Annotated in this window: 27 protein-coding genes; 19 read left to right on the top strand and 8 right to left on the bottom strand. The window is 68.6% G+C overall.

The features are described 5' to 3' along the window. The first annotated feature begins 207 nt into the window (after positions 1–207). A complete protein-coding gene (locus tag FB475_RS23460) occupies positions 208–1,356 on the top strand; it encodes an aminoglycoside phosphotransferase/kinase family protein (protein WP_141858718.1) in 1,149 nt (382 codons plus the stop codon). Here FB475_RS23460 and FB475_RS23465 read toward each other — a convergent pair. Then, entirely contained in the window at positions 1,342–2,259 is a 918-nt protein-coding gene (locus FB475_RS23465) for a LysR family transcriptional regulator (protein WP_141858719.1), read from the bottom strand. The two genes, FB475_RS23460 and FB475_RS23465, sit on opposite strands and share 15 nt — an antisense overlap. A 76-nt stretch (positions 2,260–2,335) precedes the next feature. Between FB475_RS23465 and FB475_RS23470 the strand changes: the two genes are divergently transcribed. Further along, a complete protein-coding gene (locus tag FB475_RS23470; protein ID WP_141858720.1) occupies positions 2,336–3,070 on the top strand; it encodes a CTP synthase C-terminal region-related (seleno)protein in 735 nt (244 codons plus the stop codon). Here FB475_RS23470 and FB475_RS23475 read toward each other — a convergent pair. Beyond that, positions 3,025–4,026: a Gfo/Idh/MocA family protein gene (locus FB475_RS23475; RefSeq protein ID WP_141858721.1), complete on the bottom strand. Its 1,002-nt coding sequence runs from the start codon at positions 4,024–4,026 to the stop codon at positions 3,025–3,027. The two genes, FB475_RS23470 and FB475_RS23475, sit on opposite strands and share 46 nt — an antisense overlap. Positions 4,027–4,260: 234 nt before the next feature. Between FB475_RS23475 and FB475_RS23480 the strand changes: the two genes are divergently transcribed. From FB475_RS23480 to FB475_RS23515, 8 genes are all read left to right on the top strand, one after another. Further along, complete coding sequence (locus FB475_RS23480; RefSeq protein ID WP_141858722.1) at positions 4,261–5,004, top strand: GntR family transcriptional regulator; 744 nt, start codon at positions 4,261–4,263, stop codon at positions 5,002–5,004. Positions 5,005–5,200: 196 nt separating this feature from the next. Further along, a complete protein-coding gene (locus tag FB475_RS23485) occupies positions 5,201–6,478 on the top strand; it encodes a TadA family conjugal transfer-associated ATPase (protein WP_141858723.1) in 1,278 nt (425 codons plus the stop codon). After that, a complete protein-coding gene (locus FB475_RS23490; protein WP_141858724.1) occupies positions 6,478–7,338 on the top strand; it encodes a type II secretion system F family protein in 861 nt (286 codons plus the stop codon). Before FB475_RS23485 ends, FB475_RS23490 begins: the two co-directional genes overlap by 1 nt. Further along, the gene (locus FB475_RS23495) at positions 7,335–8,273 is read left to right on the top strand and encodes a type II secretion system F family protein (protein ID WP_141858725.1); all 939 of its coding nucleotides are present in this window, start codon (positions 7,335–7,337) and stop codon (positions 8,271–8,273) included. The genes FB475_RS23490 and FB475_RS23495 overlap by 4 nt, the downstream gene beginning before the upstream one ends. 14 nt (positions 8,274–8,287) lie before the next feature. Continuing rightward, on the top strand, positions 8,288–8,485 hold the full coding sequence (locus tag FB475_RS23500; RefSeq protein ID WP_141858726.1) for a hypothetical protein: 198 nt from the start codon (positions 8,288–8,290) through the stop codon (positions 8,483–8,485). Beyond that, positions 8,485–8,871 carry a TadE/TadG family type IV pilus assembly protein gene (locus FB475_RS23505; protein WP_141858727.1) on the top strand — a complete coding sequence of 129 codons (387 nt, stop codon included), beginning with the start codon at positions 8,485–8,487 and terminating at the stop codon, positions 8,869–8,871. The genes FB475_RS23500 and FB475_RS23505 overlap by 1 nt, the downstream gene beginning before the upstream one ends. Further along, complete coding sequence (locus FB475_RS23510) at positions 8,871–9,356, top strand: TadE/TadG family type IV pilus assembly protein (RefSeq protein ID WP_141858728.1); 486 nt, start codon at positions 8,871–8,873, stop codon at positions 9,354–9,356. Before FB475_RS23505 ends, FB475_RS23510 begins: the two co-directional genes overlap by 1 nt. A gap of 29 nt (positions 9,357–9,385) precedes the next feature. Continuing rightward, positions 9,386–9,784, top strand: a complete 399-nt coding sequence (locus tag FB475_RS23515; RefSeq protein WP_141858729.1) for a pilus assembly protein TadG-related protein — start codon at positions 9,386–9,388, stop codon at positions 9,782–9,784. Positions 9,785–9,872: 88 nt separating this feature from the next. Here FB475_RS23515 and FB475_RS23520 read toward each other — a convergent pair whose 3' ends face one another. Then, the gene (locus FB475_RS23520) at positions 9,873–10,673 is read right to left on the bottom strand and encodes an NAD(P)H-binding protein (protein WP_141858730.1); all 801 of its coding nucleotides are present in this window, start codon (positions 10,671–10,673) and stop codon (positions 9,873–9,875) included. A 70-nt stretch (positions 10,674–10,743) separates the two neighbouring features. On the opposite strand from FB475_RS23520, the gene FB475_RS23525 reads away from it, so the two are divergent. The 3 genes from FB475_RS23525 to FB475_RS23535 are packed head-to-tail and all read left to right on the top strand — an operon-like array spanning position 10,744 to position 13,241. Next, positions 10,744–11,355 (top strand): TetR/AcrR family transcriptional regulator, encoded by a 612-nt coding sequence (locus FB475_RS23525; RefSeq protein ID WP_141858731.1) that lies wholly within the window; start codon positions 10,744–10,746, stop codon positions 11,353–11,355. Positions 11,356–11,371: 16 nt separating this feature from the next. Then, on the top strand, positions 11,372–12,493 hold the full coding sequence (prfB, locus tag FB475_RS23530) for a peptide chain release factor 2 (RefSeq protein ID WP_141858732.1): 1,122 nt from the start codon (positions 11,372–11,374) through the stop codon (positions 12,491–12,493). Beyond that, complete coding sequence (locus FB475_RS23535) at positions 12,477–13,241, top strand: pentapeptide repeat-containing protein (protein WP_141858733.1); 765 nt, start codon at positions 12,477–12,479, stop codon at positions 13,239–13,241. Before prfB ends, FB475_RS23535 begins: the two co-directional genes overlap by 17 nt. On the opposite strand, the gene FB475_RS23540 is transcribed toward FB475_RS23535, so the two are convergent. Beyond that, positions 13,204–14,652, bottom strand: a complete 1,449-nt coding sequence (locus tag FB475_RS23540) for an MFS transporter (RefSeq protein WP_141858734.1) — start codon at positions 14,650–14,652, stop codon at positions 13,204–13,206. The genes FB475_RS23535 and FB475_RS23540 overlap by 38 nt on opposite strands. A gap of 101 nt (positions 14,653–14,753) precedes the next feature. Here FB475_RS23540 and FB475_RS23545 point away from each other — a divergent pair, with 101 nt between their 5' ends. Then, a complete protein-coding gene (locus FB475_RS23545) occupies positions 14,754–15,632 on the top strand; it encodes a helix-turn-helix transcriptional regulator (RefSeq protein WP_141858735.1) in 879 nt (292 codons plus the stop codon). An 11-nt stretch (positions 15,633–15,643) separates the two neighbouring features. Here FB475_RS23545 and FB475_RS23550 read toward each other — a convergent pair whose 3' ends face one another. Next, positions 15,644–16,552 (bottom strand): LysR family transcriptional regulator, encoded by a 909-nt coding sequence (locus FB475_RS23550; RefSeq protein WP_141858736.1) that lies wholly within the window; start codon positions 16,550–16,552, stop codon positions 15,644–15,646. Positions 16,553–16,625: 73 nt separating this feature from the next. Between FB475_RS23550 and FB475_RS23555 the strand changes: the two genes are divergently transcribed. Next, positions 16,626–17,528: an EamA family transporter gene (locus FB475_RS23555; RefSeq protein WP_141858737.1), complete on the top strand. Its 903-nt coding sequence runs from the start codon at positions 16,626–16,628 to the stop codon at positions 17,526–17,528. Here the strand turns inward: FB475_RS23555 and FB475_RS23560 are convergent. Then, entirely contained in the window at positions 17,517–18,173 is a 657-nt protein-coding gene (locus FB475_RS23560; RefSeq protein WP_141858738.1) for a flavin reductase family protein, read from the bottom strand. The genes FB475_RS23555 and FB475_RS23560 overlap by 12 nt on opposite strands. A gap of 85 nt (positions 18,174–18,258) precedes the next feature. Between FB475_RS23560 and FB475_RS23565 the strand changes: the two genes are divergently transcribed. Then, entirely contained in the window at positions 18,259–19,407 is a 1,149-nt protein-coding gene (locus tag FB475_RS23565) for a serpin family protein (protein ID WP_141858739.1), read from the top strand. Here FB475_RS23565 and FB475_RS23570 read toward each other — a convergent pair. Beyond that, on the bottom strand, positions 19,388–19,930 hold the full coding sequence (locus FB475_RS23570) for a TetR/AcrR family transcriptional regulator (RefSeq protein ID WP_141858740.1): 543 nt from the start codon (positions 19,928–19,930) through the stop codon (positions 19,388–19,390). The two genes, FB475_RS23565 and FB475_RS23570, sit on opposite strands and share 20 nt — an antisense overlap. Then, positions 19,905–20,336, bottom strand: a complete 432-nt coding sequence (locus FB475_RS23575) for an SRPBCC family protein (protein WP_141858741.1) — start codon at positions 20,334–20,336, stop codon at positions 19,905–19,907. Before FB475_RS23575 ends, FB475_RS23570 begins: the two co-directional genes overlap by 26 nt. 83 nt (positions 20,337–20,419) lie before the next feature. Between FB475_RS23575 and FB475_RS23580 the strand changes: the two genes are divergently transcribed. The 3 genes from FB475_RS23580 to FB475_RS23590 all read left to right on the top strand — a co-directional run bounded on the left by FB475_RS23580 (position 20,420) and on the right by FB475_RS23590 (position 24,981). Continuing rightward, positions 20,420–20,623 carry a hypothetical protein gene (locus FB475_RS23580; protein WP_141858742.1) on the top strand — a complete coding sequence of 68 codons (204 nt, stop codon included), beginning with the start codon at positions 20,420–20,422 and terminating at the stop codon, positions 20,621–20,623. A gap of 12 nt (positions 20,624–20,635) precedes the next feature. Then, positions 20,636–21,313 (top strand): PhzF family phenazine biosynthesis protein, encoded by a 678-nt coding sequence (locus FB475_RS23585; protein ID WP_141858743.1) that lies wholly within the window; start codon positions 20,636–20,638, stop codon positions 21,311–21,313. Positions 21,314–21,516: 203 nt separating this feature from the next. Then, complete coding sequence (locus tag FB475_RS23590) at positions 21,517–24,981, top strand: LamG-like jellyroll fold domain-containing protein (RefSeq protein ID WP_141858744.1); 3,465 nt, start codon at positions 21,517–21,519, stop codon at positions 24,979–24,981. The last annotated feature ends 10 nt before the right edge of the window (positions 24,982–24,991 follow it).

The following is a 24,991-nucleotide window of genomic DNA, read 5'->3' on the forward strand; positions in this document are numbered from 1 at the left end:
GCTGTGGCCAACCAGTTTCCCGGGCGGCCGACGCCGTCCGGGACAGCGGCCGTTGACCGGCGACGGGAGGTTGGGTACCGTCGTCGGCGCGTGTGAGGGCGCGTCGAGACTCGCCGGAAGGCTTGAAGCCACCTCAACTCCTGAACCGAGCGCAGTTGATGACGCTCTCTTGAGACCCGTGCGAGTCCGGGTGCGAGAGGACGCGTTGTGAAACTGCTGCCGGATCGGCCCAGCATCGAGTACCTGCGCAAGGAAGCCAAGGATCTTCTGGCCGTACTGCGTGATTCCCGGCCGGACACGTCGCTCGCAGAAGCGCAGCGGGCACTGGCCGCGGAGTACGGCGTACGGGACTGGCCCGCGTTGAAGGCGGAAGTCGAGCGTCGGGTGGCGGATTCGCTCGCAGCACCTGCTGGGTTGGCTGAGGAGCTGGCGGAGGTGTTCGGGCTCGGGAAGGTGGCGGCGCCCGCCAAACCGGTCGTGTTCACGGCGATGGGGCGTTGCTGGGACATCTCCACGGATCGCGGACGGTGGCTCGCGGTCACGGTCTACCACTGGATCACCAACGAACAGGCCGAAATCGGTGCCCGGCTACGCGACGCGGCGACGAGCGCGGGCGTGGCGGCGCCGACACCTGCGCGAAGCCCGCACGGGAGGTTGGTGGAGAACGTTCGCGGTGATAACTGGCGTGTCCACGAATGGCTCGAGGTCGGGCCGTCGCCAGTGCTGCCGGTGTCGGCGGCGTTGGCGCAACGAGTGGGCGCGACGCTCGGGACGCTGCATGCGTTGGCGATGCCGAGCGATGCACCGATTCACGGCTACCTGGTCGATCGCCGCGCCGACACTGAGTGGGACCAACTGCTCGGTCGTGCGCGTGCTGCCGGGAAGCCGTGGGCCGAGCGGCTGGATGCACTGCTGCCGACATTCCGGGAGTTGGGTGCGATCGAGCTCGATGTGTCGCGGGAGCTGATGCTGTGCAATCGCAATCTGATCCCGACGCATGTCCGGCTGGGGCGTGACGGCGGGTTGATCGTGATGGAGTGGGACTTCGCCGGTTCGCTCACGCCTGAGCTCGAGGTGGGGTCCGCGCTGACCCAGTGGGTGTCGCGGCCGGAGCTGAATCTCAAGGGGGTGGAGGCTTTCCGAGACGGGTATCGGGAGGTTCGGGAGTGGCCGTCGCTCGGAATCGGGTCGTTCGCGGTGGCGATCAGCGGGTGGCTCAACTGGGCGTACAACGCGATCTGTGAGGCGATCGATCCGGGGGATGCGGACCGGGCGATCTTCGCGGAGCGGGAAGCGGTCGGCGTCCTCGATCGGCCGATGACTTGTCGGGGCCTTGAGCAACTACTGGTCGTTTGAGAGAGCGGCGGCCAGGGCTTTGGCTGCTGGGTCGGAGAGGTGGCCGTGGAGGAGCTCGATGCGGTGTACCAGGTGGGGGCTGGTGAGGGGGATCGCGGCGAGCTCCTGGGGGACTGCTGAGCGGGGGAGGACGGCGAGGCCGTGGCCGGCTGCAATCAGGGTGTGCAGCGTGCGGAGGTCGGTGCCGGTGTAGGTGAAGGCCGGGCGGATCGCGTCGGAGCCGGCGGCGGCGCGGAGGGCGGGCAGTGGGGCGGCGAGGGCAGGCGCGTCGATCCACCGCGCGTCAACCAGGTCCCCCAGGGACAGCCCACTCCGGGGGTCCGGCAGGGTGTTGGGCGGATGGGGGGTTGTCGGGCGGGCTAGGGGGTGGTGTTTGGGGAGGGCTACTACGAGGGCTTCGTGGGTGAGGGGGGTGGTGCGGAGGTGGATGGTGTCTGAGAGGCGGAGGGGGTCGCTGGGGGCGGCGATGCCGTCGGTGGTGGCGAGGGTGAAGGTGCCGGCGGCCACGCCTGCGACGACCTGGGCTCGGCTGCAGATGGTGAGCGAGATCTCCGTTCCCGGATAGGTACGGCGTAGTTCGGCCAGTAGGCCGACCAGGGAAGGTGCTGCCAGCGGGGAGGCTGCGAGGGCGAGCGTGGTGGGTGCGGCGGTGACGGTTCGGCGTACGTCGGCTCGGGCGGCGTCCAGGCGGAGCAGGAGCGGGCCGGCGTGTTCGAGGAGGCGTTCGCCGGCTGGGGTCGGGGTCACGGGACGGCGGTGGAGGAGTGGCGTGCCCAGGTCGGTTTCGAGGGCGGCGATATGGTGCGAGACAGCCGACTGGGTGTAGCCGAGTTGCGTGGCGGCGGCCGAGAACGAGCCGCACTCGGCGACCGCGACGAAGGTCCGCAGCAGATGGGGATCCACGAGTATCAGTATCTCTGATCGACCATGCAGACATCATCGTTGGCGCTGATGCGCAGCTCACGCTCAGGATGGACCCATGAACGCTTACTCCGGACGCCTCGCCTTGGTCGGTGACCGCTCGCCGCATGTTCGCTCCCATGCCCGGATCCCCGGTCTGCTCCGGGAGCTCAAGGAACGCGACCACCTCGACCTCGACGTCTATTGGGTACCGACCGGCGAGTCGGTCGAAGGCTTCGACGGGGTGTGGCTGCTCCCGGGCAGCCCGTACAACAGCGAAGCCGGAGCGATCCAAGCCGTCCGCACGGCCCGCGAGCAGGGCATCCCGTTCCTCGGTACCTGTGCCGGTTTCCAGCACGCGATGCTCGAGTTCGCGCGCAACGTCTGCGGTGCGACCGGCGTACAGCACGGTGAAACCACGCCGGACGCCGACGACCTGCTGATCGTCCCGCTGCAGTGTTCGCTCGCAGGTCACGAAGGCGCCGTACAGGTGACGCCGAACACCAAGGCAGCGCAGTTGCTCGGCGTCGAGCGGTCGATGGAGCGCTACCACTGCTCGTACGGTCTGGACAGCAGCAGGCTCGACCTGTTGCGGGAGCACGGCATGGTGTTCAGCGGGTACGACGACGAGGGCGAACCGAGGATTGCGGAGCTACCCGGTCACCCGTTCTTCCTGGCGACGCTGTTCCAGCCGGAGCTGGCCGGTGACGGCACGCGTCCACACCCGTTCGTGCAGGCGTTCGCGCATGCCGTTGCCGGCCGCAACGATCAGATCGTGGACGACGGCCGCGGCGCCATCCCGGCGGCGCCGTAGCACTCGTCGATGAGCTCCATCGTGGCCAGTGCGTCGTCGGCGTCGGTGAGCAGCGGGGCACCGTTGCGGATCGCGCCGGCGAACGCCTCCAGTTGGTACGTGTACGACGTACGCGTGCCGAGGTGCTCGACCCAGGTGTCTTCCTTCGTCGTCACGATCACGCGGTCGTCGTTCTGCGGCAGCACGTAGAACGGCGCGAACGCCTCGCCACGGCTGCCGACGACCTTGAGGCTGAACTCGACGTTCTCGGCAGCCATGCTGGTGCGCACGGTCCCCGTCGCACCACTTGGGAACTCCAGGTCGGCGTTGAGCCACTCGTCGACACCAGGCATGCGCTTGCGTTCACCTGCTCGCGCACTGAGCAGCTTGGGTGCACCACCGGCGTACTGCCCGAACATGCGCTGCGCATGGAGCGCGTAGCAACCCACATCCATCACCGCGCCACCAGCCAGCGGCAGCGACCAGCGCGGGTCGTCGTCAGCCGGCGGAGGCATCACCATGGTCGCCTCGACGTGCTGCAGGTCCCCCAGCTCGCCCTTGGCGACCAGTTCCTGCAGCCGCCGCATCACCGGGTGGTACGCGTAGTGGAAGGCCTCCATGAACACCAGCCCGGATGCGTGGACGGCCTCCCGCACTTGCAAAGCCTCGGCGGCGTTGCTGGCCGACGGCTTCTCCGTGAGTACGTGTTTGCCGGCCGCCAGCGCTCGCAGGTTCCACGGGCCGTGCAGCCCGTTGGCCAGCGGGTTGTAGATCGCTTCGATCTCGGGATCGTCGATCAGTGCCTGGTACGACGGATGGACCCGTTCGACCCCGTGCTCGGCGGCGAAGGCCTCGGCCCGGTCGGTGTCGCGCGCGGCCACCGCGACCAGCCGGGCGCCGGTCAGCTTGGCCGGCTCGACGATGGCCCGGCCGGCGATCCGGGCGGCACCGAGGATGCCGATCCGCAACGGTTCCATGCCTTCTCCTTCGAGGGTCGGCCGCACGGGTGAACCCCGCGGGGGCGTGTTCCGCCGGTAAGAGTAGCTCGCGGATCCGGCGGGGAACGCGCCATCCTGCCTGACGGGCGGCGCCGCCGGACACCGGTTGCCCGTGATCCGGACGCGATTCATCGAACGTTCACCGGTACGGCAGGTCTGATCAAATCCCGACGGCGGCTCGACGGATTCCGGTCCAGCCTTCAGGATGAGCCCATGAGTACCGTCCAGGTCCAGGTCGATCGGAACAGCCGTACGCCGTTGCACGTGCAGTTGGCGCAGCAGCTGGAGGCGGCCATCCAGGGCGGCGAACTGCCCGTCGGGTCCCGGCTGAGCAACGAGGTGGACCTGGCCGAGGCGTACGGGCTCAGCCGGCCGACCGTGCGGCAAGCGATCGCCAGACTGGTCGACCAGGGCCTGCTGGTGAGAAAGCGTGGCGTCGGCACCCAGGTGGTCGGGAGTTCTGGACAGGTACGTCGTTCGCTGGAGCTGACCAGCCTGTACGACGACCTCGCGGCAGCCCACCGCAAGCCCGAGACCGAAGTACTGCGCTTCGGTATCTCTCCTGCGACCGCAGAGGTTGCTACTGCACTGCAGCGCGAACAGGGCGACCGGGTGCTCAGGCTGGAACGCCTCCGGCGAGCTGACGGCGAGCCACTGGCCTTCATGCGCAATTGGCTGCCACCCGAGATACTGGAGACCGACCCCGCGACGCTGGCCGAGCGTGGGCTCTACCAACTGCTCCGCGCAGAAGGGGTCCGGCTGAAGGTCGCACACCAGACCATCTCCGCGACACCGGCAACCGTGGAGCAGGCGCGCCTCCTGGCGGAAGAGCCAGGCTCTCCGCTGCTGGCGACCACCCGGATCACGTACGACGACCACGGGCAGCCCGTTGAGTACGGGTCGCACCTGTACCGCGCGAGCCGGTACTCGTTCGAGCACACACTGGTCCACCGCTGAGCCTGCCGGATTGCAACAAGCTGCAGAATTCTGGACCTGGCCGTTAGCGGATCGATACGGTGAGTGAGCCATCCGCGTGTCACGGTTGTCCACAGGCACGGCGAACACGAGTGGCGCCCGGTGCGCGCGAGTTGAAAGGATGTCGCGCACGGTGACCGAGCGTGGGTCGCCACTGGGGACCTACACGGGGAGATCGATGACTGCGGACAGGCTCGACGCGCACCGTTCGAGTTGGAACGGCGCCATCGAGCTGATCGACGCCCAGGTCCGGGACGTGGTCCGGCGGGAGGGGATCGATCCGCTGCGCGATCCCGGTGCGGTCAACGCGATCGTCGCCACCGTCGTCCGGGAGTACGACGAGCGCAGCCTGACCGGCGTGGTGCCGCCGATCGCAGACCTGGAGGCGGTCAGCCGGGAGGTGCACGACCGGGTCGCGGGCTTCGGGCCGCTGCAGCGCTACCTGGACGATCCGACCGTCGAGGAGATCTGGATCAACGAGCCGAGCCGGGTGTTCATCGCCCGCGAGGGCCGGCACGAGTTGACCACGACCGTGCTGACCGAGGAGGAGGTCAGCGATCTGGTCGAGCGGATGCTGAAGACCACCGGCCGCCGGATCGACGTGTCGCAGCCGTTCACCGACGCGCGCCTGCCGGACGGCAGCCGGGTGCACATCGTCCTCGGCGGCATCACCCAGCGGTACGCCGCGATCAACATCCGCAAGTTCACCGTCCGGGCGACCCGGCTGAGTGACATGGTCCAGCTCGGTTCGCTGACGCCGCACGCGGCCGCCGTGCTCGAGGCATCCGTTGCCGTCGGCCTCAATGTGCTGGTCTCCGGTGGCACCCAGGCCGGCAAGACCACGATGCTCAACGCGCTGGCCGGTTCGATCCCGGGCAGTGAGCGGGTGATCAGCTGCGAGGAGGTCTTCGAGATCAAGCTGCCGATCCCCGACTGGGTGTCGATGCAGACCCGGCAGGCGGGGCTCGAGGGTACCGGTGAGGTGCGGCTGCGGGACCTGGTGAAGGAGTCGCTGCGGATGCGGCCGTCCCGGGTGATCGTCGGCGAGGTCCGCGGCGAGGAGTGCCTCGATCTCCTGCTCGCGCTGAACAGCGGCCTGCCCGGGATGTGCACGATCCATGCGAACTCTGCGCGCGAGGCGCTGACCAAGATGTGCACGCTGCCGCTTCTTGCGGGGGAGAACATCGGCTCGCGGTTCGTGCTGCCGACGGTGGCCGGTTGCGTCGACCTCGTCGTCCACCTCGGCGTTGCCGCGGACGGGCGCCGGCGGGTGCGGGAGATCGTCGCGGTCACCGGGCGCGTGGAGGAGCAGGCGATCGAGACGGAGACGCTGTTCTCGACGCACGACGGGTATCTGCGTCGCGCCGAGGGGCAGTTGCCGCATCCGGAGCGGTTCCAGCAGGCCGGGTACAACGTGGCCGGGCTGCTGACCGAGCTGCCGCGAGGGGCGCGCTGATGGGGCTGCTGATCGGGCTGTTCTTCGGGGTCGGGCTGCTGCTGATCATCGCGTCGTTCGTGGCCCCGGCCGAGGTCGTGCCCGGTTCGGACGGGCGGGTGCGCGGCAAGGCCCGGGACCTGCTCGCGAGCGCAGGTATCGAGGGGCTGACGCCGGGCGCGTTCATGGGCGCTTGCGTGATCCTGGCGCTGGTCTCGTTCCTGTTGATGTTCGCGGTGTCGAAAACGTTGCCGGTGGCATTGGTTTTCGCGGTGATGGCCGGCTGGGTGCCGATCGCGATCGTCCGGTCGCGGGCGCGGAAGCGGCTGGCCGAGTTCCGCGAGCTGTGGCCGGACGTGGTGGACAACATCGCGTCCGCGGTGCGGGCAGGCCTGTCGTTGTCGGAGGCGCTGGCTCAGGTGGGCGAGCGCGGACCGTTGCCGTTGCGCGATCCGTTCCGGCGGTTCGGTGCGGACTACGCGTCGACCGGCCGGTTCGCGGAGTCGCTCGACCGGTTGAAGGCGCGGCTCGCCGACCCGGTCGGTGACCGCGTGGTGGAGGCGTTGCGGATCGCGCGAGAAGTCGGTGGTGGTGACCTCGGACGGCTGCTGCGGTCGCTGTCGTCGTTCCTGCGCGACGACGCGCGGACCAGGTCCGAGCTCGAGTCCCGGCAATCGTGGTCGGTGAACGGGGCTCGGGTCGCGGTGGCGGCGCCGTGGCTGGTGCTGCTGTTGCTGTCGTTCCAGGGCGACGTCATCCAGCGGTACAACTCGCCCGTCGGCGCGGCGATCATCGCGGCCGGCGCGGTCGTCTGCGTGATCGCGTACCGGGTAATGCTGCGGATCGGCCGGCTGCCCGAGCCCGAGCGGGTGCTGCGATGAGCCCGATGCTGCTCGGTGGTTTCCTCGGCGCGGTGCTCGGCGCGGGGCTGTTGCTCGTCGTCGTCCGGTTGCCGTTCCTGCGCAAGCCGAGTGTCGACGAGCGGATCTCGCCGTACCTGCGTGATCTCGGGGCGCCGGACGTATTCGTCGGCGTGGTCGACTCGCGGTCGCCGTTCTACGCGATCCTGCGGTTGTTCGGCCCGTCGCTGCGGTCGGCGGCGCAGCGGCTGGAGCGGATCCTCGGTGGCGCGAACACGATCCGCCGAAGACTCCAGCGGGCCGGGCTGGACCGCACGGTCGAGGAGTTCCGGATCGAGCAGTTGCTCTGGGGTGCGATCGCGTTCGGCGCCGGGCTCGTGATCTCGATCATCGCGGTCGCGGTCGGTCTCGGGGATCCGGTTGCGCTGCTGGTGTTCTGCCTCGTGCTCGGCATCACCGCGGTGCTCGGGCGAGACACGTATCTGTCGACCCAGGTACGGCGACGCGAACGGCGATTGCTGGCGGAGCTGCCGACCGTTGCCGAACTGCTCGCGTTGTCGGTGGCTGCCGGTGAAGGTCCGGCCGCGGCCCTCGACCGGGTCGCGCGGACCTCCCGCGGCGAGCTGGCGAACGAACTGAAACGTGTCCTGGCGGAGACCAGGGCAGGAGAAACCCTGGTCCGCGCGCTCGACGCGCTCGCGGACCGGACCGGGTTGCTGGCGCTGTCGCGCTTCGCGGACGGGCTGGCGGTGGCGCTGGAGCGCGGCACCCCGCTGGCCGACGTACTGCGGGCGCAGGCCGGTGACATCCGGGAAGCCGGGCGCCGCGAGCTGATCGAGTCCGGTGCCCGCCGTGAGGTCGCCATGATGGTCCCGGTGATCTTCCTGGTCCTTCCGGTGACCATCGCGTTCGCCTTCTACCCGGGCGCTGTCGGAATCCGGCTGATCGCCGGATGAACTGAGGAGAGGTCATGTCCCTGTATTTGACGAGGCTGTTCGTGACGTTGCTGCTGAAGCCACGTCCGGCGCGGACCGAGCGCGGCGACGTACCCGGCTGGGTGCTGATCACCGTGATGACGGCCGGCCTGGTCGTCGCGATCTGGAAGCTAGCCGGCGACCAGCTCGCCAAGATGCTCAGCGACGCTCTGTCGTCGGTCACCAATAAATAATGCGGAAAGCCCGCGGTGAGCGGGGAGCGGCTGTTGTCGACTTCGTGCTGGTGTCGACGATCCTGGTGCCGTTGTTCCTCGGCATCCTCCAGGTCGGCCTGTTCTTGTACGTGCGCAACACCGTGACCGCCGCCGCCTCCGAGGGTGCGCACTACGCGGCCGTGCTGAACCGGGCACCGGCCGACGGTGCGGACCGGACCCGGCAATTGATCGGCGGTGTGGTCGCGGACAACCTGATCGACTCGGTGTCCGCGGACACGACCGATATCGACGGGCAGCCCGGCGTCGTGGTGTCGGTGCACGCGCACATGCCGCCGCTCGGGCTGTGGGGACCGGGGATCTCGTTCGCCGTCGAAGGTCACGCGGTGAAGGAGACCGGCGAGTGATGCCGCGGCGGGCGGCCCGGTGGGCCACGGCGTGGGTACGGCGACGGCGGGACGAGCGCGGCAGCGCCGTCGTGGAGTTCTCGTGGCTCGCGATCCTGTTGATGGTGCCGCTGGTGTACATGATGCTCGGCGTCTTCGACGTACAGCGGGCGTCGTACGGCGCGACGGCCGCGACGCGGGCCGCCGGGCGGGCGTTCGTGATCGTCCCGGACGGGGTGTCCGAGGACGAGGCGCGGGCGCGCGCGTTCTCGGCGGCGCGGCTTGCGATGAAGGACCAGGGTATGGAGCTCAATGACGACGAGCTTTCGATCACCTGCAATCCGGCCTGTCTGCAGCCGGGTTCGACCGTCACGGTCACGTTGGAGACGAAGGTGCGCTTGCCGTTGATCCCGGACGCGCTCGGCGGCGAACCGCCCGCGATCCGGATCAGCGCCTCACACACCGAAGCCTTCGGCGACTACCGCGAAGCCAGGGGCAACGGATGAGACGCCGGAAGCGTGGCGAGGACGGTCAGATGACTGTGCTGATCATCGGCTTCACCGTCGTGATCCTGATGATGGTCGTCGTGGTGACCGACATTTCCAAGGCGTTCCTGGTCCGCCGTGATCTGGACGCCACTGCGGACGGGGCCGTGCTCGCCGCCGCGAACGGTCTGGCCGCGGTCTATGCGCAGCCCGGTGCCGGCGGCAACGCGGCGATCGACCCGGACCAGGCTCGCCGGCTGACCGCGGACTACCTCGATGAGGTTGCCGCCAGCAACAGATTCGACAACCTGGACTGGTCGGTCGACGTCGAGGGTACGACGGTGACCGTCCGCCTCACGTCCACCACCGAGCTCCCGTTCCGCCCACCGGGCTTCCCCACCTCCGCCGACGTGGCCTCCGAGTCCGCCGCAATCGTCCCGATCCGCTGACCACCTCAAACAGCCCGCGCCGCGGCGCCAACCCGCTGACCAGCTCACGAGCGGCTCGCGCGATGGCGTCAGCCCGCTCACCGGACAGTCAGTCGAAGAGGCCCGGGTTGTCGGTGAGCCAGGTGGTGAAAGAGCGGGCGGTGTGGCCGGTGAGGAGTTCGACGCCGGGTTCGATGGGGGCGGGCGCGCCGACGCGGGATGCCCAGTAGGCGAGCAGGGTTTCGCGTTGGCCTTCGTCGCGCATGCGCATCTCGGCGCGGGCCTCGTCCGGGGTGAGGTCGACGGCCTCGATCGGTACGCCGGTCACCGCCGTGACCATCTCGATCTGGTGCCGGCGGGTCATCGACTCCGGACCGGTCATTGGGTATCCGCGGCCGTCATGGCCGCTGCCCGGACCGTCGAGCAGGACGCGGACCGCGGCCTCGGCGATGTCGCGCTCGTGGATCGGCGCCTCCTCGGCGTCGAGGTACGGCAGCCGGATCTGGCCGGTCGCGCGAACCTGATGCGCCCAGTACTTCGCGTTGCTCATGAACGCGCCGGGCTGCAAGAGGGTCGTCGCGTACGAACCCCTGGTGATCACCCGTTCGGTCTTCGCGTGTGGGTCCTCGGGGCCGTCGAGGGCGGACAGCGACGAGAGCAGGACGACCTGCTTCACGCCGGCCGCCTCGGCCGCGGCCACGAAGGCGGGTGCCGTCGACGCGTCGGAGTACAGGAAGACCTGGCTGATGCCCTGCAGGGCGGGTGCCGGGTCGGCGGCGTCATACGCGACGGCCGACGGGACGGCGGATGGCTCGCGGCTGGCGACGCGGACGTCCTGTCCGGCGTCGATCAGCGCGGCGGTGACGGCGCGGGCGATCGCGCCGCGACCGCCGGTGACGAGAATCGTCATTGGAGATGCTCCAAAGATGTATTGACTACAAGAATGGTGTCAGTAAAGCAGATCCAGTAGAGTCAGCGCAATGGAGCTAGGGCGGCGGGAGCGCAAGAAGCAGCAGACGCGGCAGGCCATCTCGGATGTGGCCACCGGTCTGTTCCTCGAGCGCGGGTTCGACGCAGTCACCGTCGCGGACGTGGCACGGGCCGCGGACGTCGCCGTACAGACCGTGTTCAACCACTTCCCGGCGAAGGAGGATCTGTTCTTCGACGAGGTGGGATGGTGGACGGGGCCGGCCCGCGCGATCCGCGAGGCGCCGGCGGATGCGGACCCGGTTGACGTGCTCGAAACGCAGTACCTGCAGGAGATTCGGGAGCGCTTGGCGGTCGGGCATCTGGCCACTTGGAAGCAGTTCGTGCGCACGATCGAGGGCAGTCCCGCGCTGCTCGCCCGCCGTCGGCTGACCGCCGAGGAGCTCGAGCGATCGCTGACCGAGGCGCTCGACGAGAGGTCGCCGGATCACCTGCGGAACCGCCTGACCGCGGCCCTGTACGCCGCCGCCCAGAAGGTGCTCGAGGAGAGGTTGATGACGCTGCTGCCCGACGACGCGTCACCCGAGGAGCTCGACGAGGCACAGCGCGAGCTGGAAGCCGCGGTCACCCAAGTCTTCGCCGTTCTTCGTCGCGGTCTTGGCTGAGCTAAGCTGCTTGGCTGTGGCTGGACTGGATTTTGACGCGGAGCTCAAGCAGCTCGACGCGACGTTGACCTCGATCGAGAAGGTGATGGATCTCCCTGCCCTGCGCAAGGAGATCGCGGAGCTCGGTGAGGCCGTCGCCGCGCCTGACCTGTGGGACGACCAGGCGAACGCGCAGAAGGTGACGTCGCGGCTGTCCAGCCTGCAGGCCGACGTCGAGCGGGTCAGCGGTCTGCGCGGCCGGCTCGACGACCTCGAAGCGCTGATCGAGCTGGGCCGCGAGGAGAACGACGCGGACAGCCTGGCCGAGGCGGAGAAGGAGATCGGCTCGGTCGCCAAGGCGATCCAGTCGCTCGAGGTCCGCACCCTGCTGTCCGGCGAGTACGACGAACGTGAGGCCCTCGTCACGATCCGCTCGGGTGCGGGCGGTGTGGATGCGGCCGACTTCGCCGAGATGCTGCAGCGGATGTACCTGCGCTGGGCCGAGCGGCACGGCTATCCCACCGAGGTCTACGACACGTCGTACGCCGAAGAGGCGGGAATCAAGTCGACCACCTTCGGGGTCAAGGCGCCGTACGCGTACGGGACGCTGAGTGTGGAGTCGGGCACCCACCGGCTGGTGCGGATCTCCCCGTTCGACAACCAGGGCCGCCGGCAGACGTCGTTCGCCGCGGTCGAGGTGGTTCCGGTGCTCGAGCAGACCGACGAGATCGACGTACCGGAAGAAGAGCTGCGGATCGACGTGTACCGCTCGTCCGGGCCGGGTGGGCAGAGCGTCAACACCACCGACTCCGCAGTACGGATCACGCACATCCCGACCGGCACCGTGGTCTCCTGCCAGAACGAGAAGTCCCAGCTGCAGAACAAGGCCAGCGCGATGGTCATTCTGAAGGCAAAGCTGCTCGCGCTGAAGAAGGCCGAGGAGCGCGCGCAGTTGGACGCGCTGCGTGGTGACGTGGCCGGTTCGTGGGGCGACCAGATGCGGTCGTACGTCCTGCACCCGTACCAGATGGTGAAGGACCTGCGCACGCAGTACGAGTCCGGGAACACCTCCGGGGTGTTCGACGGCGAGATCGACGACTTCATCGAGGCCGGCATCCGCTGGCGCCGGACCGGCCAGACGGTTGCCGACCAGAACTGACCCCCGCAGCAGGCTCAGCGCCGACTGCGGTAACTGCGTCGGCCTCTGCTGTGTCGTCCTGACGTTCGCGAAATCCGCCGACTTCGCGATCGACAAGCCGGCGGGTGAACCGTGCCCGAACCTGAGCGACGATCACCGCTGCACGATCCACAGTCAGCTGCGCAGCAAGGGCTTCCAAGGCTGCACGGTGTACGACTGCTTCGGCGCCGGGCAGGAGTTGACGAAACGCGGGCCGGAGATGTTCGCCGCGCTTCCGATCCTGCGCCAGCTGCACGAGCTGCTCTGGTACCTGACGGAAGCCCTTGAATACAACGCGAACGCGCAACCGGCGATCGACCGCGTCGAACGTGTCTGCCGTACGCCGAACCTCGCCGACGTCGACGTGGCCGCCGAACGCGCGGCCGTCAACGAGGTACTCCTGGAAACGAGCCGGTCGGTCCGCGGCCACCAACCGAAGAAGAAGGACCGCCGCGGCGCCGACCTGATCGGAGCCCGCCTCCACAAGGCGGACCTCTCCAAGGCCGACCTCCGCGGCGCCTACCTGATCGCCGCCGACCTCCGCGAAGCCAATCTCCGCCAGGCCGATCTGATCGGCGCCGACCTGCGCGACGCCGACCTCTGCGGCGCCGACCTGACGGGTGCCCTGTTCCTCACCCAGTCCCAGGTCAACGCCGCACGAGGCGACCGAACAACCAGACTTCCGAAGGTTCTTACGCGCCCTTCCCACTGGACCGCAACTGGTGCGTGACCGGCGCCATCAGCACCGAGATGGCGGTGATCGCGAGCGCTACGGTTGCGAGTGCGCCGCCCTGGCCCCAGTTGGAGCCGGCGATGGACAGGTACGCCGTACCGACCGTTGCTGCTCCTAGCGCCAGGCAGGTCTGCTGGCTAGTGAGCAGGATGCCGCTGCCGAGTCCTGCCTGCGCCGGCGGAACCTGGCTGAGGACCACGCCGATCAGCGGAACCATGACGAGACCGGAGCCGAAGCCCGCGACCAGCATCGGAACGGCGAGGCGCAACGGATCCACGTGCGGCCACAGGGTCAGCGCCACCACGGCGAGCAGCGCGTAGCCGACGGCCTGGATGAGCCAGCCGCGCAGGATGAGCCCTGCGCCGTAGCGGACCTGCAGGCGCGGCCCGTAGATCGAGGTGATCAGGAAGCCGACGGCCAGCGGGAGCAGGCTCAGACCGCCTTCCAGCGGCGACATGTGCGCCTCGCCCTGCGTCGCGAACGCGAAGACGAACATGAAGCCACCGAACGTCGTGAAGAACGCGACCGCCAGCAGCAGGCCGATCCGCATCGCACGCAGCCGCAGTACCGTCGGCGGGATCAGCGGAGCATGGCCGGAGCGCTCTGACCGGTGCTGGTGCAGACCGAGCACCGCGACAGCAGGAACGCTGGCGGCGAGGCAGATCCAGGTCCAGAGCGGCCAGCCGAGCGGACGGCCTTCGGTGAGCGGCAGGAGCAGCAGTACCAACGTCAGCGCGAGCAGGGCGGCCCCGATCAGGTCCACACGCTGTGCCCGGTCCGCCTTGGTCTCCGGTAGCACCCGGAACGCGGCGGCGATGGCCAGCAGACCGACCGGTACGTTGACCAGGAACACGGCCCGCCACCCGAGGTTGAAGACGTTCGCCTCGATCAGCACGCCGCCGAGGATCTGCCCGAGGGCGGCCGCGGCACCGCCCGCGACGCCGAACATCGCCATCGCCCGGGCCCGGTGCTCACCGGCGAGCAGCGCGGAGATCGACGCCAGGACCTGCGGCGTCATGGCTGCGGCCGCAGCGCCCTGGACGACCCGGGCGGCGAGCAGTACGCCGATCGTCGGCGCGATCGCGCAGATCAGGGACATCACGGTGAAGCCGGTCAGGCCGACCAGGAACAGCCGCTTGCGGCCGAACCCGTCGCCGAGGCGGCCGCCGACGACGAGCAGCGTGGCGTTCGCGATGCCGTAGCTGCCGACGACCAACTGCAGCTCGCCGGAGCCGGCGTGCAGGTCCGAACCGATCGCGGGCAGCGCGACGTTGATGATGAAGAAGGAGAGCATCGGCAGGAAGGCGCCGAAGAGCAAGGTGGTCAGCGCCACCGGGCCGAGCGGGGATGCGGCGGCCCGCGATCGGGTCGCCGCCGGGCCGGTGACGGCTTGGAGCTGATCTGTCATGCCCTCAGCTTGCGGGCGGTCGCATCCGGGTACTAAGAGTCTGTTTATCCTGGTATTCACACCACCTGGAACCAGTCTCCACCTCCGGTCATGATGGTGCCATGAACACTCTCCCAGCCACCACCGACAGAACTGCTGCCGACAAGAGGCAGCAGCGGCACGAGCTCGGGGTGTTCTTGCGCAGTCGCCGGGAACGCATCCGGCCGGACGAGGTCGGGTTCGCCCCGGGCGGCCGGCGTCGTACGCCGGGACTGCGCCGCGAGGAGGTCGCGCTGCTCGCCGGTGTGGGCGTCACCTGGTACACGTGGCTGGAGCAGGGCCGCGACATCAACGTCTCGGCGCAGGTGCTCGAAGCGGTCGCGGACACACTGCGCCTCGACCGGCAGGAGCGCAACCACCTCTTCACGCTCGCCGGGCTGCAGGTCGGCCCCGCCCGGGGCGAATGCGCGGTGCTGCCGCCGTCGGTTCAGAAGACGCTCGACGCGGTCACGCCGTACCCGGCGATCGTGCTGAACGCCCGGTACGACATCCTCGCGTTCAACGAGGCGTACTGCCGGGTGGTGCTCGACCTGCGCGAGATCCCGGTCGAGGAGCGGAACATGCTCTGGGTGACGTTCGTGTCGCGCGAGTGGCGCTGCAACTTCCTCGAGTCCGAGTCGATGAAGCTGCACATGGTCGCCGGATTCCGGGCGGCGATGGCCGACCACGTAGGAGAGGCGGCCTGGCAGGACCTGCTCGAGCGGTTGCTCGCCAGGTCACCGCTGTTCGCGGAGCTCTGGGAGCGGTACGAGGTGGCCGCTCCGAGTACGCGGATCAAGCTGCTCGAGAACGCGACCGCCGGCGTACTGCGGATCGAGCCGGTCAACCTGTGGCTGTCCCAACTCGGCCAACTCCGCGCGACCGTCTACACGGCGGCCGACGACGAGACCGAGGCGAAGCTGCGGGCGCTCGCTGGTGGAACGCTCAGCGCGGTTATGTGACGGTCAGTGGTTCACGCGGTGTCGCGGTTCGGCCAGGCGGCCTTCAGGGTGGCGAGCGTGACGGTGATCGCGGGGCGGCGGGACGTGGTCGTGCGCCAGACGGCGTAGAGGCGTCGGGTCGGGGCGGGTTGCAGCGGTACGACGACCACGCCCTCGGGTACCGGGCCGCGGCCGAGGCGGGGGAGCAGGCCGATGCCGAGGCCGCGGGCCAGCATCGCGAGCTGGGTCTGGTACTCCGCGACCGAGTATGCGACGTCGGGTTCGACGCCCGCGCGGCGCATGGTCCGGATCAGCCATTCGTGGCAGATCGACCCGACCGGCTGGCAGATCCACCGTTCGCCGACGAGATCCTCCGCGCGCACGAACTCCTTGCCTGCCAGGCGATGTGAGGCAGGCACTAGTACGTCGGCCGGGTCGACGCCGAGCTTGACCCGCGACAGTCCCTCCGGAAGGCCGAGTGGGGTGTTGTGCCAATCGTGGACGATCGCGATGTCGATCTCGCCCCGATTCACCGCGGCCACGGCTTCGAACGGATCCGTCTCCAGGACCCGGACGTCGAGATCAGCGTGGTCGTCGACCAGTCGCGCCAGCGCCGACGGCAGCAGTCCGCGCGCCGCGGTCGGGAACGCGGCGATGCTCAGCGTCCCGATCGCCTGTCCGCGCTGCTCCTCCAGGGTCAGTTCGGCGTCCTCGACCAACTCCAGGATCCGCCCCGCGGTCGTCGCCAACTGCCGGGCCGCGTCGGTCAGCACGATCCCACGACCCTGCCGCTCGACCAGCGTGGTCCGCGTCTCGCGCTCGAGTTTGGCCAGCTGCTGCGACACCGCGGAGGGCGTGTACCCGAGCACCTCGGCCGCGCGGTTGACCGATCCGTACTGCGCGACGGCATGCAGGGCGCGCAACCGGCCGAGATCGATCATGTAGCGCTCCTACATCGATAGCGGTAGCAACCAGTGCTGGTTCTTAAGTGTACTCCCGCCGACACTGGACCGTATGAAGCCTCGTGACCTCGCCCTCGCCCTTGCCGTCGTCGTTGTCTGGGGCATCAACTTCGTCGTCATCGAGGTCGGTCTGGAGGGCGTACCGCCGCTGCTGCTGTCCGCGCTGCGATTCTTCTTCGCCGCCGTACCGGCGATCTTCGTACTCGGCAAGCCGCGCGTTCCGTGGCGGTACGTCGTCGGCGTCGGGCTCGCGCTCGGCGTGGCGAAATTCGGCCTGCTGTTCATCGCGATGAACCACGGCGTACCGGCTGGCCTGGCGTCGCTCGTACTGCAGAGCCAGGTGATCTTCACGGTCCTGTTCGCGATCGCAGTACTGCGGGAACGCCCGCGGCCGGCGCAGCTCGCCGGCATCGTGATCGCCTGTCTCGGGATCGCGCTGATCGTCCTGGACCAGCAACTGTCGGCGCCGCTCGGGGCGCTCGCGCTGGTGATCGTCGCCGCCGGGTTCTGGGGCGTGTCGAACACGATCACCCGGTACGCCAAGCCGCCGGACACGCTGCGCTTCATGGTGTGGGTCAGCGCCGTGGCCGTCGTACCGCTCCTGCTGCTCTCGCTCCTCACCGAGGGACCGCGCGCCGACGCCGACGCGCTGCGCGACATTCGGTGGAGCGGGGTCGGAGCGATCGCCTACCTCGCTTTTGCGGCCACGCTGTTCGGGTTCGGTGTCTGGGGTTACCTGTTGCGGCAGTACGACGCCAGCACCGTCGCGCCGTTCTCGCTGCTGGTGCCGGTCGTCGGGATGTCGGCGGCCTGGGTACTGCGCGGCGAGGCGGTCGGGCCGCAGCAGGGGATCGCCGCGGTGCTCGTGATCGGCGGGATGGCGTGCACGATCGTCCGCCGCCGGACCCGGCGCACCGCGGCCGAGTCCGGCGAACTGGTCGACTCAGCTGCCTGATGCGGCGCTCGACATGGTGTTTGAGACGGCCATCGGCGGCATCTGCCAGCCGCGGGCGAGGGATGACGGGTAGGCCGGGGCGCCGCCGGCGAAGTATTCGGTGAACTTCATGATCAGCGGGTCCCAGCGCAGCGGGTCGATGTAGCGGTCGTTGCTCATCAGCAGGTCCTCGCGGACCTGGACCCGCTCGACCCGCATCTCCAGCGAGCACAGGTGCGAGTCGGGTCCACCGATCTCGTGGATCGCCTGGATCGTGCCCTCCAGGTTGATCGGGCTCTCGGCAACACCGTCCGGACCGTTCGACGAAGGCTCGCGGGTCAGCCCGCCGGCCGCGAACTTGTCGGGCTCGTAGCGGTACCCGCGAGCCCGCTTGGCGTCGGACATCTCCTCCGAGCCGGTGAGCAGCGCGATCCGGTCGAGCGCGGCGACCATGTCCGGATCGACCAGGTTCAGCACGATCTCCGGCCGTTCGATGAGGTTCTTCACGGTCTGGGCGCTGGTACCCATTCCGAGCATCGCGGTGTACCCGAGCCACCACGCGGACGACATCGGGGCGAGGTTCGTACTTCCGTCCGGGTTGAGCGAGCTGATCAGGACGACCGGTGTACCGAAGTACAGGACCTTGGGCTCGACTGTGCGCTTCATGTCGATGGAACGCGGATGCGCGAAGATGTGTGAGCGCGGCGCGATTGTGATGGATTGGGCGTCCGGGCGTGGCAGGGTGGAGGGTATGGATGCCGACGTGGTGCGTGCGGTCAGCGAACTCACCAGCCGCTGGGCGCGGACGCTGCCCGCGGAGAACACCGTCGTGGCCGGGCTCGGGGTGTGGCCGTTGCTCGCACTGCTCGCGACCGGGGCGGACGAGCCGGGACGCGCGGAGCTCGCCGAGGCCGCCGGGGTCGATCCGGCGAGCGCCGCGACCGATGCGGTCCGGCTGGTCGAGGCGATCGAGGCGTCCGACGATCTGCACGCCGCGCTGGGCGTGTGGGTGGACGAGCAGCTGAAGCTCGCCGAGACGTTCGACAGCGTGATGCCGGCGCCGCTGGTCGGAACGCTGACCGGGAACCCGAGCGTCGACAAGCCGAAGCTGGATGCCTGGGCCGCCGAACACACCGACGACCTGATCCGCTCGATGCCGGTCGACCTGGACGCCGGTGTCGAGCTGCTGCTCGCGTCGGCGATCCTGCTGCGGACGAAGTGGGTCCGCCCGTTCACCGAGCAGGTCCGCCGGGTGCCCGACGGCCCATGGGCCGGCTCGTGGCATTGGCTGGAGCGCTCCGACCCGGACCTCGAATCGGTACGGCGGTACGAGGACCTGACCGTGGTCACGGTACGTGGAGACGCGGACGTCGACGTACTGCTCGGGATCGGGCGGGGCGACGTACTCCCTGATCTGCTCGCTGCTCACCCCGATGGCGGACTGTCCGGGGCCGAGCTGATCGAGGCCGGGGAGGTCGGGGCGGAGGTAGCGCCCGGCGTGCGGATCGGGCAGACGACCTCGTCGCGGCCCGAGGTGAAACTGTCGGTGCCGTCGTTCAGTATCGACGTGGAGCACGACCTGCTGCAGCTGCGGGACTTGTTCGGGTTGACGACGGTGTCGTCGGATCCGGGTGCGCGTGGGCATTTCAGTGCGCTCAGCCCGACGCCGTTGCGGATCGATCAGGCCAAGCAGCGGGTGCTCGCACGGTTCTTCGCGACCGGGTTCGAGGCGGCGGCGGTGACCGCGATGGCGATGACGCGGGCCGCGATGATCACCCGGCAGGAGCGGCGGCTCGAGGTCACGTTCGACCGGCCGTTCGCGTTCGTCGCCGTACTGCGGGAATCGCGGCTGCCGATCGTGGCGGGCCGGGTCGAGCTGCCTACTGAGCCGGGAGAGTGAATAGGCGGTTGAGCAGCGCGGACGCCTCGTCGACGCCCGCGTGATCGCCGGTCAGCAACAGGTCGAACAGCAGGCCGCGGGACGCCGCCAGACCGAGCCGCGCGTACGCGGGTGCCTGGTCGGCGGGGAGGCCGGCCCGGATGCACAGCTCGATCAGCGGCGGCAGCCAGACGTTGATCAGGTCCGCCTTGAGCGACTCGGTGTACGGCAGGTCCTGCATCGCGTGCGCGCTCAGCTCGAAGAACAGCGGCCCGTACACGAGCGCGGCCTCGGTCACGCGGCGCCAGAACTGCTCGGCCTGCTCCTCGACGGGCAGGTCCGCCAAGGTGGCGAGCAGGTCGCGTTGTTGCTGTTCGACGGTACGGACCACTTCGGCGAGCAGGCCCTCCCGCGAGCCGAAGTGGTAGATCAGCATCCGATGGCTGGTACCGATGGAGGTCGCGATAGTGCGCAGGCTCGCGTCGCCGATCCCGTTCTTCGCGAAGTGCTCGACCGCGTCAGCCAGCAGACTGTCGCGACTCACAGATCTCCTTGAGCTTGGTCGTCTCGGTGGCGATGTAGTTCTTGGTGAGTTTGGCGTAGAGCCTTCCGAACAGCCAGCCGAGTAGGCCCTCCTGGATGATCGTCGCGGTCGCGACCGTGCCTTGCGGCGTACCGATCACGCGGTGGCCGCCGGTGGTCTTGATGCCGGGAGCCTTCGAGACCCATTCGAAGTACTCGCCTTCCTTGAGTTCGGTTACCTCCCAGACCGCCACCGGGAGCTTGGGCTGGCGGATCCGGGTCCGGGCGCCGACGTGGATCCGGCCCGCGTCCAGCCGCTCGACGGAATCGACGGTCGGGGTCCAGTCGGGCCACCGCTCGACATCGCTGAAGACCTCCCAGACCCGCTCGGGCGCGGCCTGGATCGTGGTGGAGTGATCGAAGCGCATGTACCAAATGGTACATCAGGTCTGTGTGAGGCTTCGGTGGGCCGTCTGCGGCTGTCCACCGGCGGCAGGTAGGGTCTTGGGCCATGGCTGACCAGAACGTCCCGCAGAACCTGCAGAACACGGAGAACGAGCAGGACCCGGGCGCGAGCACGCAGATGTTCCGCGCCTTCGTCAACGAGGGCCAGACCGAGGCCAGGACCGAGCCGAAGCTCAACGGCCGCATCCTCGCGGTCATCGGCGCCGTGGTGATCCTGATCGCCGTCATCGCCGCGATCGCCGTCCTCTAACTGACCGAATAGTTGACTGACCTGCACGTCGAGGTCGTCCGGGTCTTCACCGACCCCGACGGCCGGTTCGGCAACCCGCTCGGCATCGTCGACGGTGCCCTCGTCCCCGAGCCCGACCGCCAGGCGGTCGCCGCGGCCCTCGGCTACAGCGAAACCGTGTACGTCGACGACGCCGCCACCGGCACGCTGCGCATCTACTCCGCCACCGGAGAAATGCCCTTCGCTGGCCACCCCACCGTCGGCGCCGCCGCCTACCTCCACACCCACGGCCACCCGGTAGGCACCCTCCACGTCCCAGCCGGCCCCATCCAGGTCACCCGCACCGGAGACCTCTTCTCCGTCCGCGCCAACACCACCTGGGGCAGCACCTGGGACTGGCACGAACTCCCCACCCCCGAGGACGTCCTCACAGCCACCCCGTTCTCCTACACGGCCGGCCACACCTACCTCTGGTCCTGGCAAGACAAACCCGCCGCCATCATCCGAGCCCGAGCCTTCGCCCCCGCCATGAACGTAGAAGAAGACGAAGCCACCGGCTCCGCGGTCACCCAACTAACCGCCCACCTGAGGCGCGCCCTCCACGTCATCCAGGGCGCCGGCTCCCACCTCCAAACCACCTGGCACCCCCCAACCCACGCCACAGTCGGCGGCCGAGTGACCCCCGCCGAACCCCGCACCCTCAAGCTCTAGCGCCGCGATCTGCGCATAGCCAACTCGCGACAAGCACAATTCCGCGCCGAACGCCATCGCTCTCGGCGAGTTATGTCACTTCCTGCAATTTTGTTGACTCGCTGAGTGGTCATCAGTGATCCTCAGCATGCCCTCAGGTTCCTGAGAGGCGCACCTCGGGGGTGCTGGCAGTTCGGCTGTTGTCACTTCAGGGGTGGGGTTTCATGACGTCCAACAGGTGGTCCCTGCGCGCATTCACGCGGCAGGTGGGTCTGCTGTCGATCCTGGCGGTTCTCACTGCCGCTCTGGTCGCAACTCCGGCAAGCCAAGCGGCCAAGCCGACCAGTCCGCCGAAGTCCGCGAAGAGCATCGGCGAAGCGTCCCGGCTGGCGGCGCAGTACAACGCGCCGGTCGAGATCGAGGACAAAACCACGGAGTACTCACGGACGGTCGCGAATCCCGGCGGTACGTTGAGCGCCGAGCTCTCGAACCGCCCGGTGCGGGTCCACAAGGACTCGGGTTGGACTGCGATCGACACGACGCTCGCGGTGCGGCAGGACGGCATGCTCGCGCCGCGCGCCTCGACCACTGATGTGGCGTTCTCGAACGGCGGAACGGGCGTACTCGCGCGCTTTCACCGCGCCGACGGAGTGTTCGAGCTGAAGTCGCCGTGGTCGCTGCCGACTCCGACGGTCGACGGTTCGAAGGCCACGTACGACGACGTTCTCAACGGAGTCGACCTGGTCGTCGAGGCCACCGCGGAAGGCTTCAGCTACAACCTGGTCGTCAAGACCCGGTCGGCCGCCGAGAACCCGGCACTGCGGAGCGTGACGTTCCCGGTGGCGACACAGAATCTCGAACTACGAGCGACCCAGCCGGGCCGGCCGGCGTACGTCGATGCCTCCGGCAAGCAAGTGCTCAGCACCGGCGAGGCGATGATGTGGGACTCGACCGGTTCGGCGGCGAGCAAGTCCCGGTCGAGTGCCGCGACGGTCGCCGAAGGGCCGGGCGGGCAGGCCAAGCGGGCCCTGATGAGATTCGACGGCAGCCGCAACGGCCTCACCTTCGTCCCCGATCAAGAACTGCTGGCCGGGCCGGCGACAGTCTTCCCGGTGGTGCTGGATCCGATGATCAAGGCCGTCAACCGGAACGGCTGGACGGCCGCGTGGCAGCTCTACCCGACCACGTCGTTCTGGCAGACCAGTCACACCCTCGGGGTCGGGTACGAGGGTTTCGAGCAGAACAAGATCGTCCGCTCGTTCTTCCAGTTCGACGTTTCGCCCTACACCAACAAGAAGATTCTCTCGGCATCGCTGAAGACCTACGAGGTGCACTCCGCGAGCTGCTCTCCCCGCTCGGTGACTGTGTCCCGGACCGGCCCGATCTCGTCGGCCACAACCTGGAACCAGCAACCCGCGAGTCAGGCGGATGTCGCGTCGTTCAACGAGGCTCACGGTTACAACTCCAGCTGTCCGGACGCCGGCGTCGAGGTCGACGTGACGAACTCCGTGCAGTACACCTCGACCGCCAACGGCCGGACCGCGACCTTCAGGTTGCGCGCAACCGACGAGACGGACGAGATCGCGTGGAAGCAGTTCGACAGCACCGGCCTGCTCACGATCAAGTACGTCGCGTACCCGCTTCCCGCGTACGAGCTGGGTTCCGCGACACAGTCCGATGTACCGGGCCCGTGCGCGACGGCGACCAACCCGATGGTCGTAGGCTCGCTGCGGCCGCAGTTGTCCGGCAAGGGACGCGTCGGCACCGGTGACACCAGTGCCGCGATCGTCGTCCAGTTCCAGATCATCAGCCAGTCCCAGCAGATCTGGTACACGCAGAGCACGACCGTCTTGCCCGGCGTGCTGGTCAAGCCGCTTGCGCCGACCGGCCTCTCGACCGGGGCCCTTTACACCTACCGGGCCCGAACCCTTTATGCCATCGAAGGGGGCACCTTGGCGTCGGCCTGGTCGGGCACGTGTTACTTCAAGATCGACACCACACCACCGCCGAAACCAACCATCACGGCCAGCTACAACGGCACCTCGCTGACGGACTGTCTCGACCCCACACAGGCCGGCGTCTGCCCGGAGATTGTTCCGTTCGGTGCGAAGGTCACCTACACGATCTCCTCGACGAGCACCGATGTAGTTGCCCTCAGCTACGGATTCGACGGAGCGTCGTTGACAAAGGTCAACGGCCGGTCCGTCACGGTCTCTCTGGTTACACCGGCACAAGGGTGGGTGGCTTTCAACGCCAAGAGCCACGACGCTGTGGCCCACGAAAGTGGGTACCAGCTTTTCCGGATCAACGTCGGTCCTGGCCTGCCTCCGGTCGCGGCCTGGTCCCTCGACGAGGGCAGCGGGGGAACGGCCGCTGACTCCTCGAACAGCAATCATCCGCTGACCGTCACAGGTGCGCAGTTCGACGACGCCGGCCGCGTCGGTGGATCGTTGGTCTTCAACGGGCAGGATGGTGGTGACAACCGGGCGAGTGTCGCCGGACAGGTGGTCGACACGTCAGGAAGCTTCACCATCTCGGCATGGGTCCGCCCCACCGCGGCGAACGACTCCGGCATCGTGGCGATCACCGGCAGCGCTGCGTACGGCGGGGTCCTGAGGTACGCCGCATCCGCCGGTCGATGGACGTTCTACCAGAACGTCTCGGACTCCTGGACTGCTGCACAGGCGCGAGTCGATTCCATCGCTCCGCCGGTCATGTCTGCCTGGACACATCTGCTCGGTGTGGTCGACGCAGGCAACAAGACCGTCCAGCTCTACGTCAACGGCCGCCTGCAAGGTACGTCGACGTTCACCCACACACCGTGGAAAGCCGCCGGGACGGTCGAGGTCGGTTCCTACCGCGTCGGTACCGCTAAAGGCGTCTTCCCCGGAGGTATCGACGACGTGAAGATCTACCCACGCGTCCTGTCTGCCGCCGAGGCACGGGCTGCAGCCGACCCGCGCACCGGCCCGTCCGGCAACGACGAACCCGTCGCGGGGCTGACGGCGTACTACCCGTTCGACAACGTCTCGGCCGGTACCGACGGGGTCTGGCGGACCGGTGAGTCCGTCTACGGGTCGAACATGATCGTCAGCGGCTTCGGCGATACGACAGACCAGAGCTCGGCCGTCGTCCAGGATCTCGAACGCGGGCGGGTGCTGGCCACCACCGGCAAGAGCACGGAAGGCGTCTCGCTGCCCCGGCCTCTGGTCGACGCCTCGGCAAGCTTCACGGTGACGGCCTGGGTCAAGATCACGGACACCACCAAACCGCAGGTGATCGTCCGCCAGGCAGGATCGGTGAAGGATTCGTGGCGGCTGGAGTACCGGCCGACCGTCGACGACGCCGGCGTGTGGGTCTTCTCGCGCTCCTCCGCCGACTTGTCGACCGGAACGGTCACCGAGGTGACACAGCCGACGAACCAGTTCACCGCCGACGACTGGAACGCGCTGGTCGCGAAGTACGACGCTGCCAGCGGCCAGATCGTCCTCCAGGTCGCAGACCGATCCGGTGACGGCGGGATCGACAGCTTCACCACGCCGTTCACGACGGGCAAGACGGTTGTCGGAGGCCAGGCGGCCGGGCTCAGCCCTTACAACGGTCTCGTCGACGACCTGCGGATCTACGCGGGCGTCGTACCGCAACGCCAGCTCTGCACCGACCTCGGCAACGAATCGAGCTGCTCCTGATGAGGCCAAC

The organism is Kribbella jejuensis, assembly GCF_006715085.1.
Taxonomy (GTDB): Bacteria; Actinomycetota; Actinomycetes; order Propionibacteriales; family Kribbellaceae; genus Kribbella; species Kribbella jejuensis.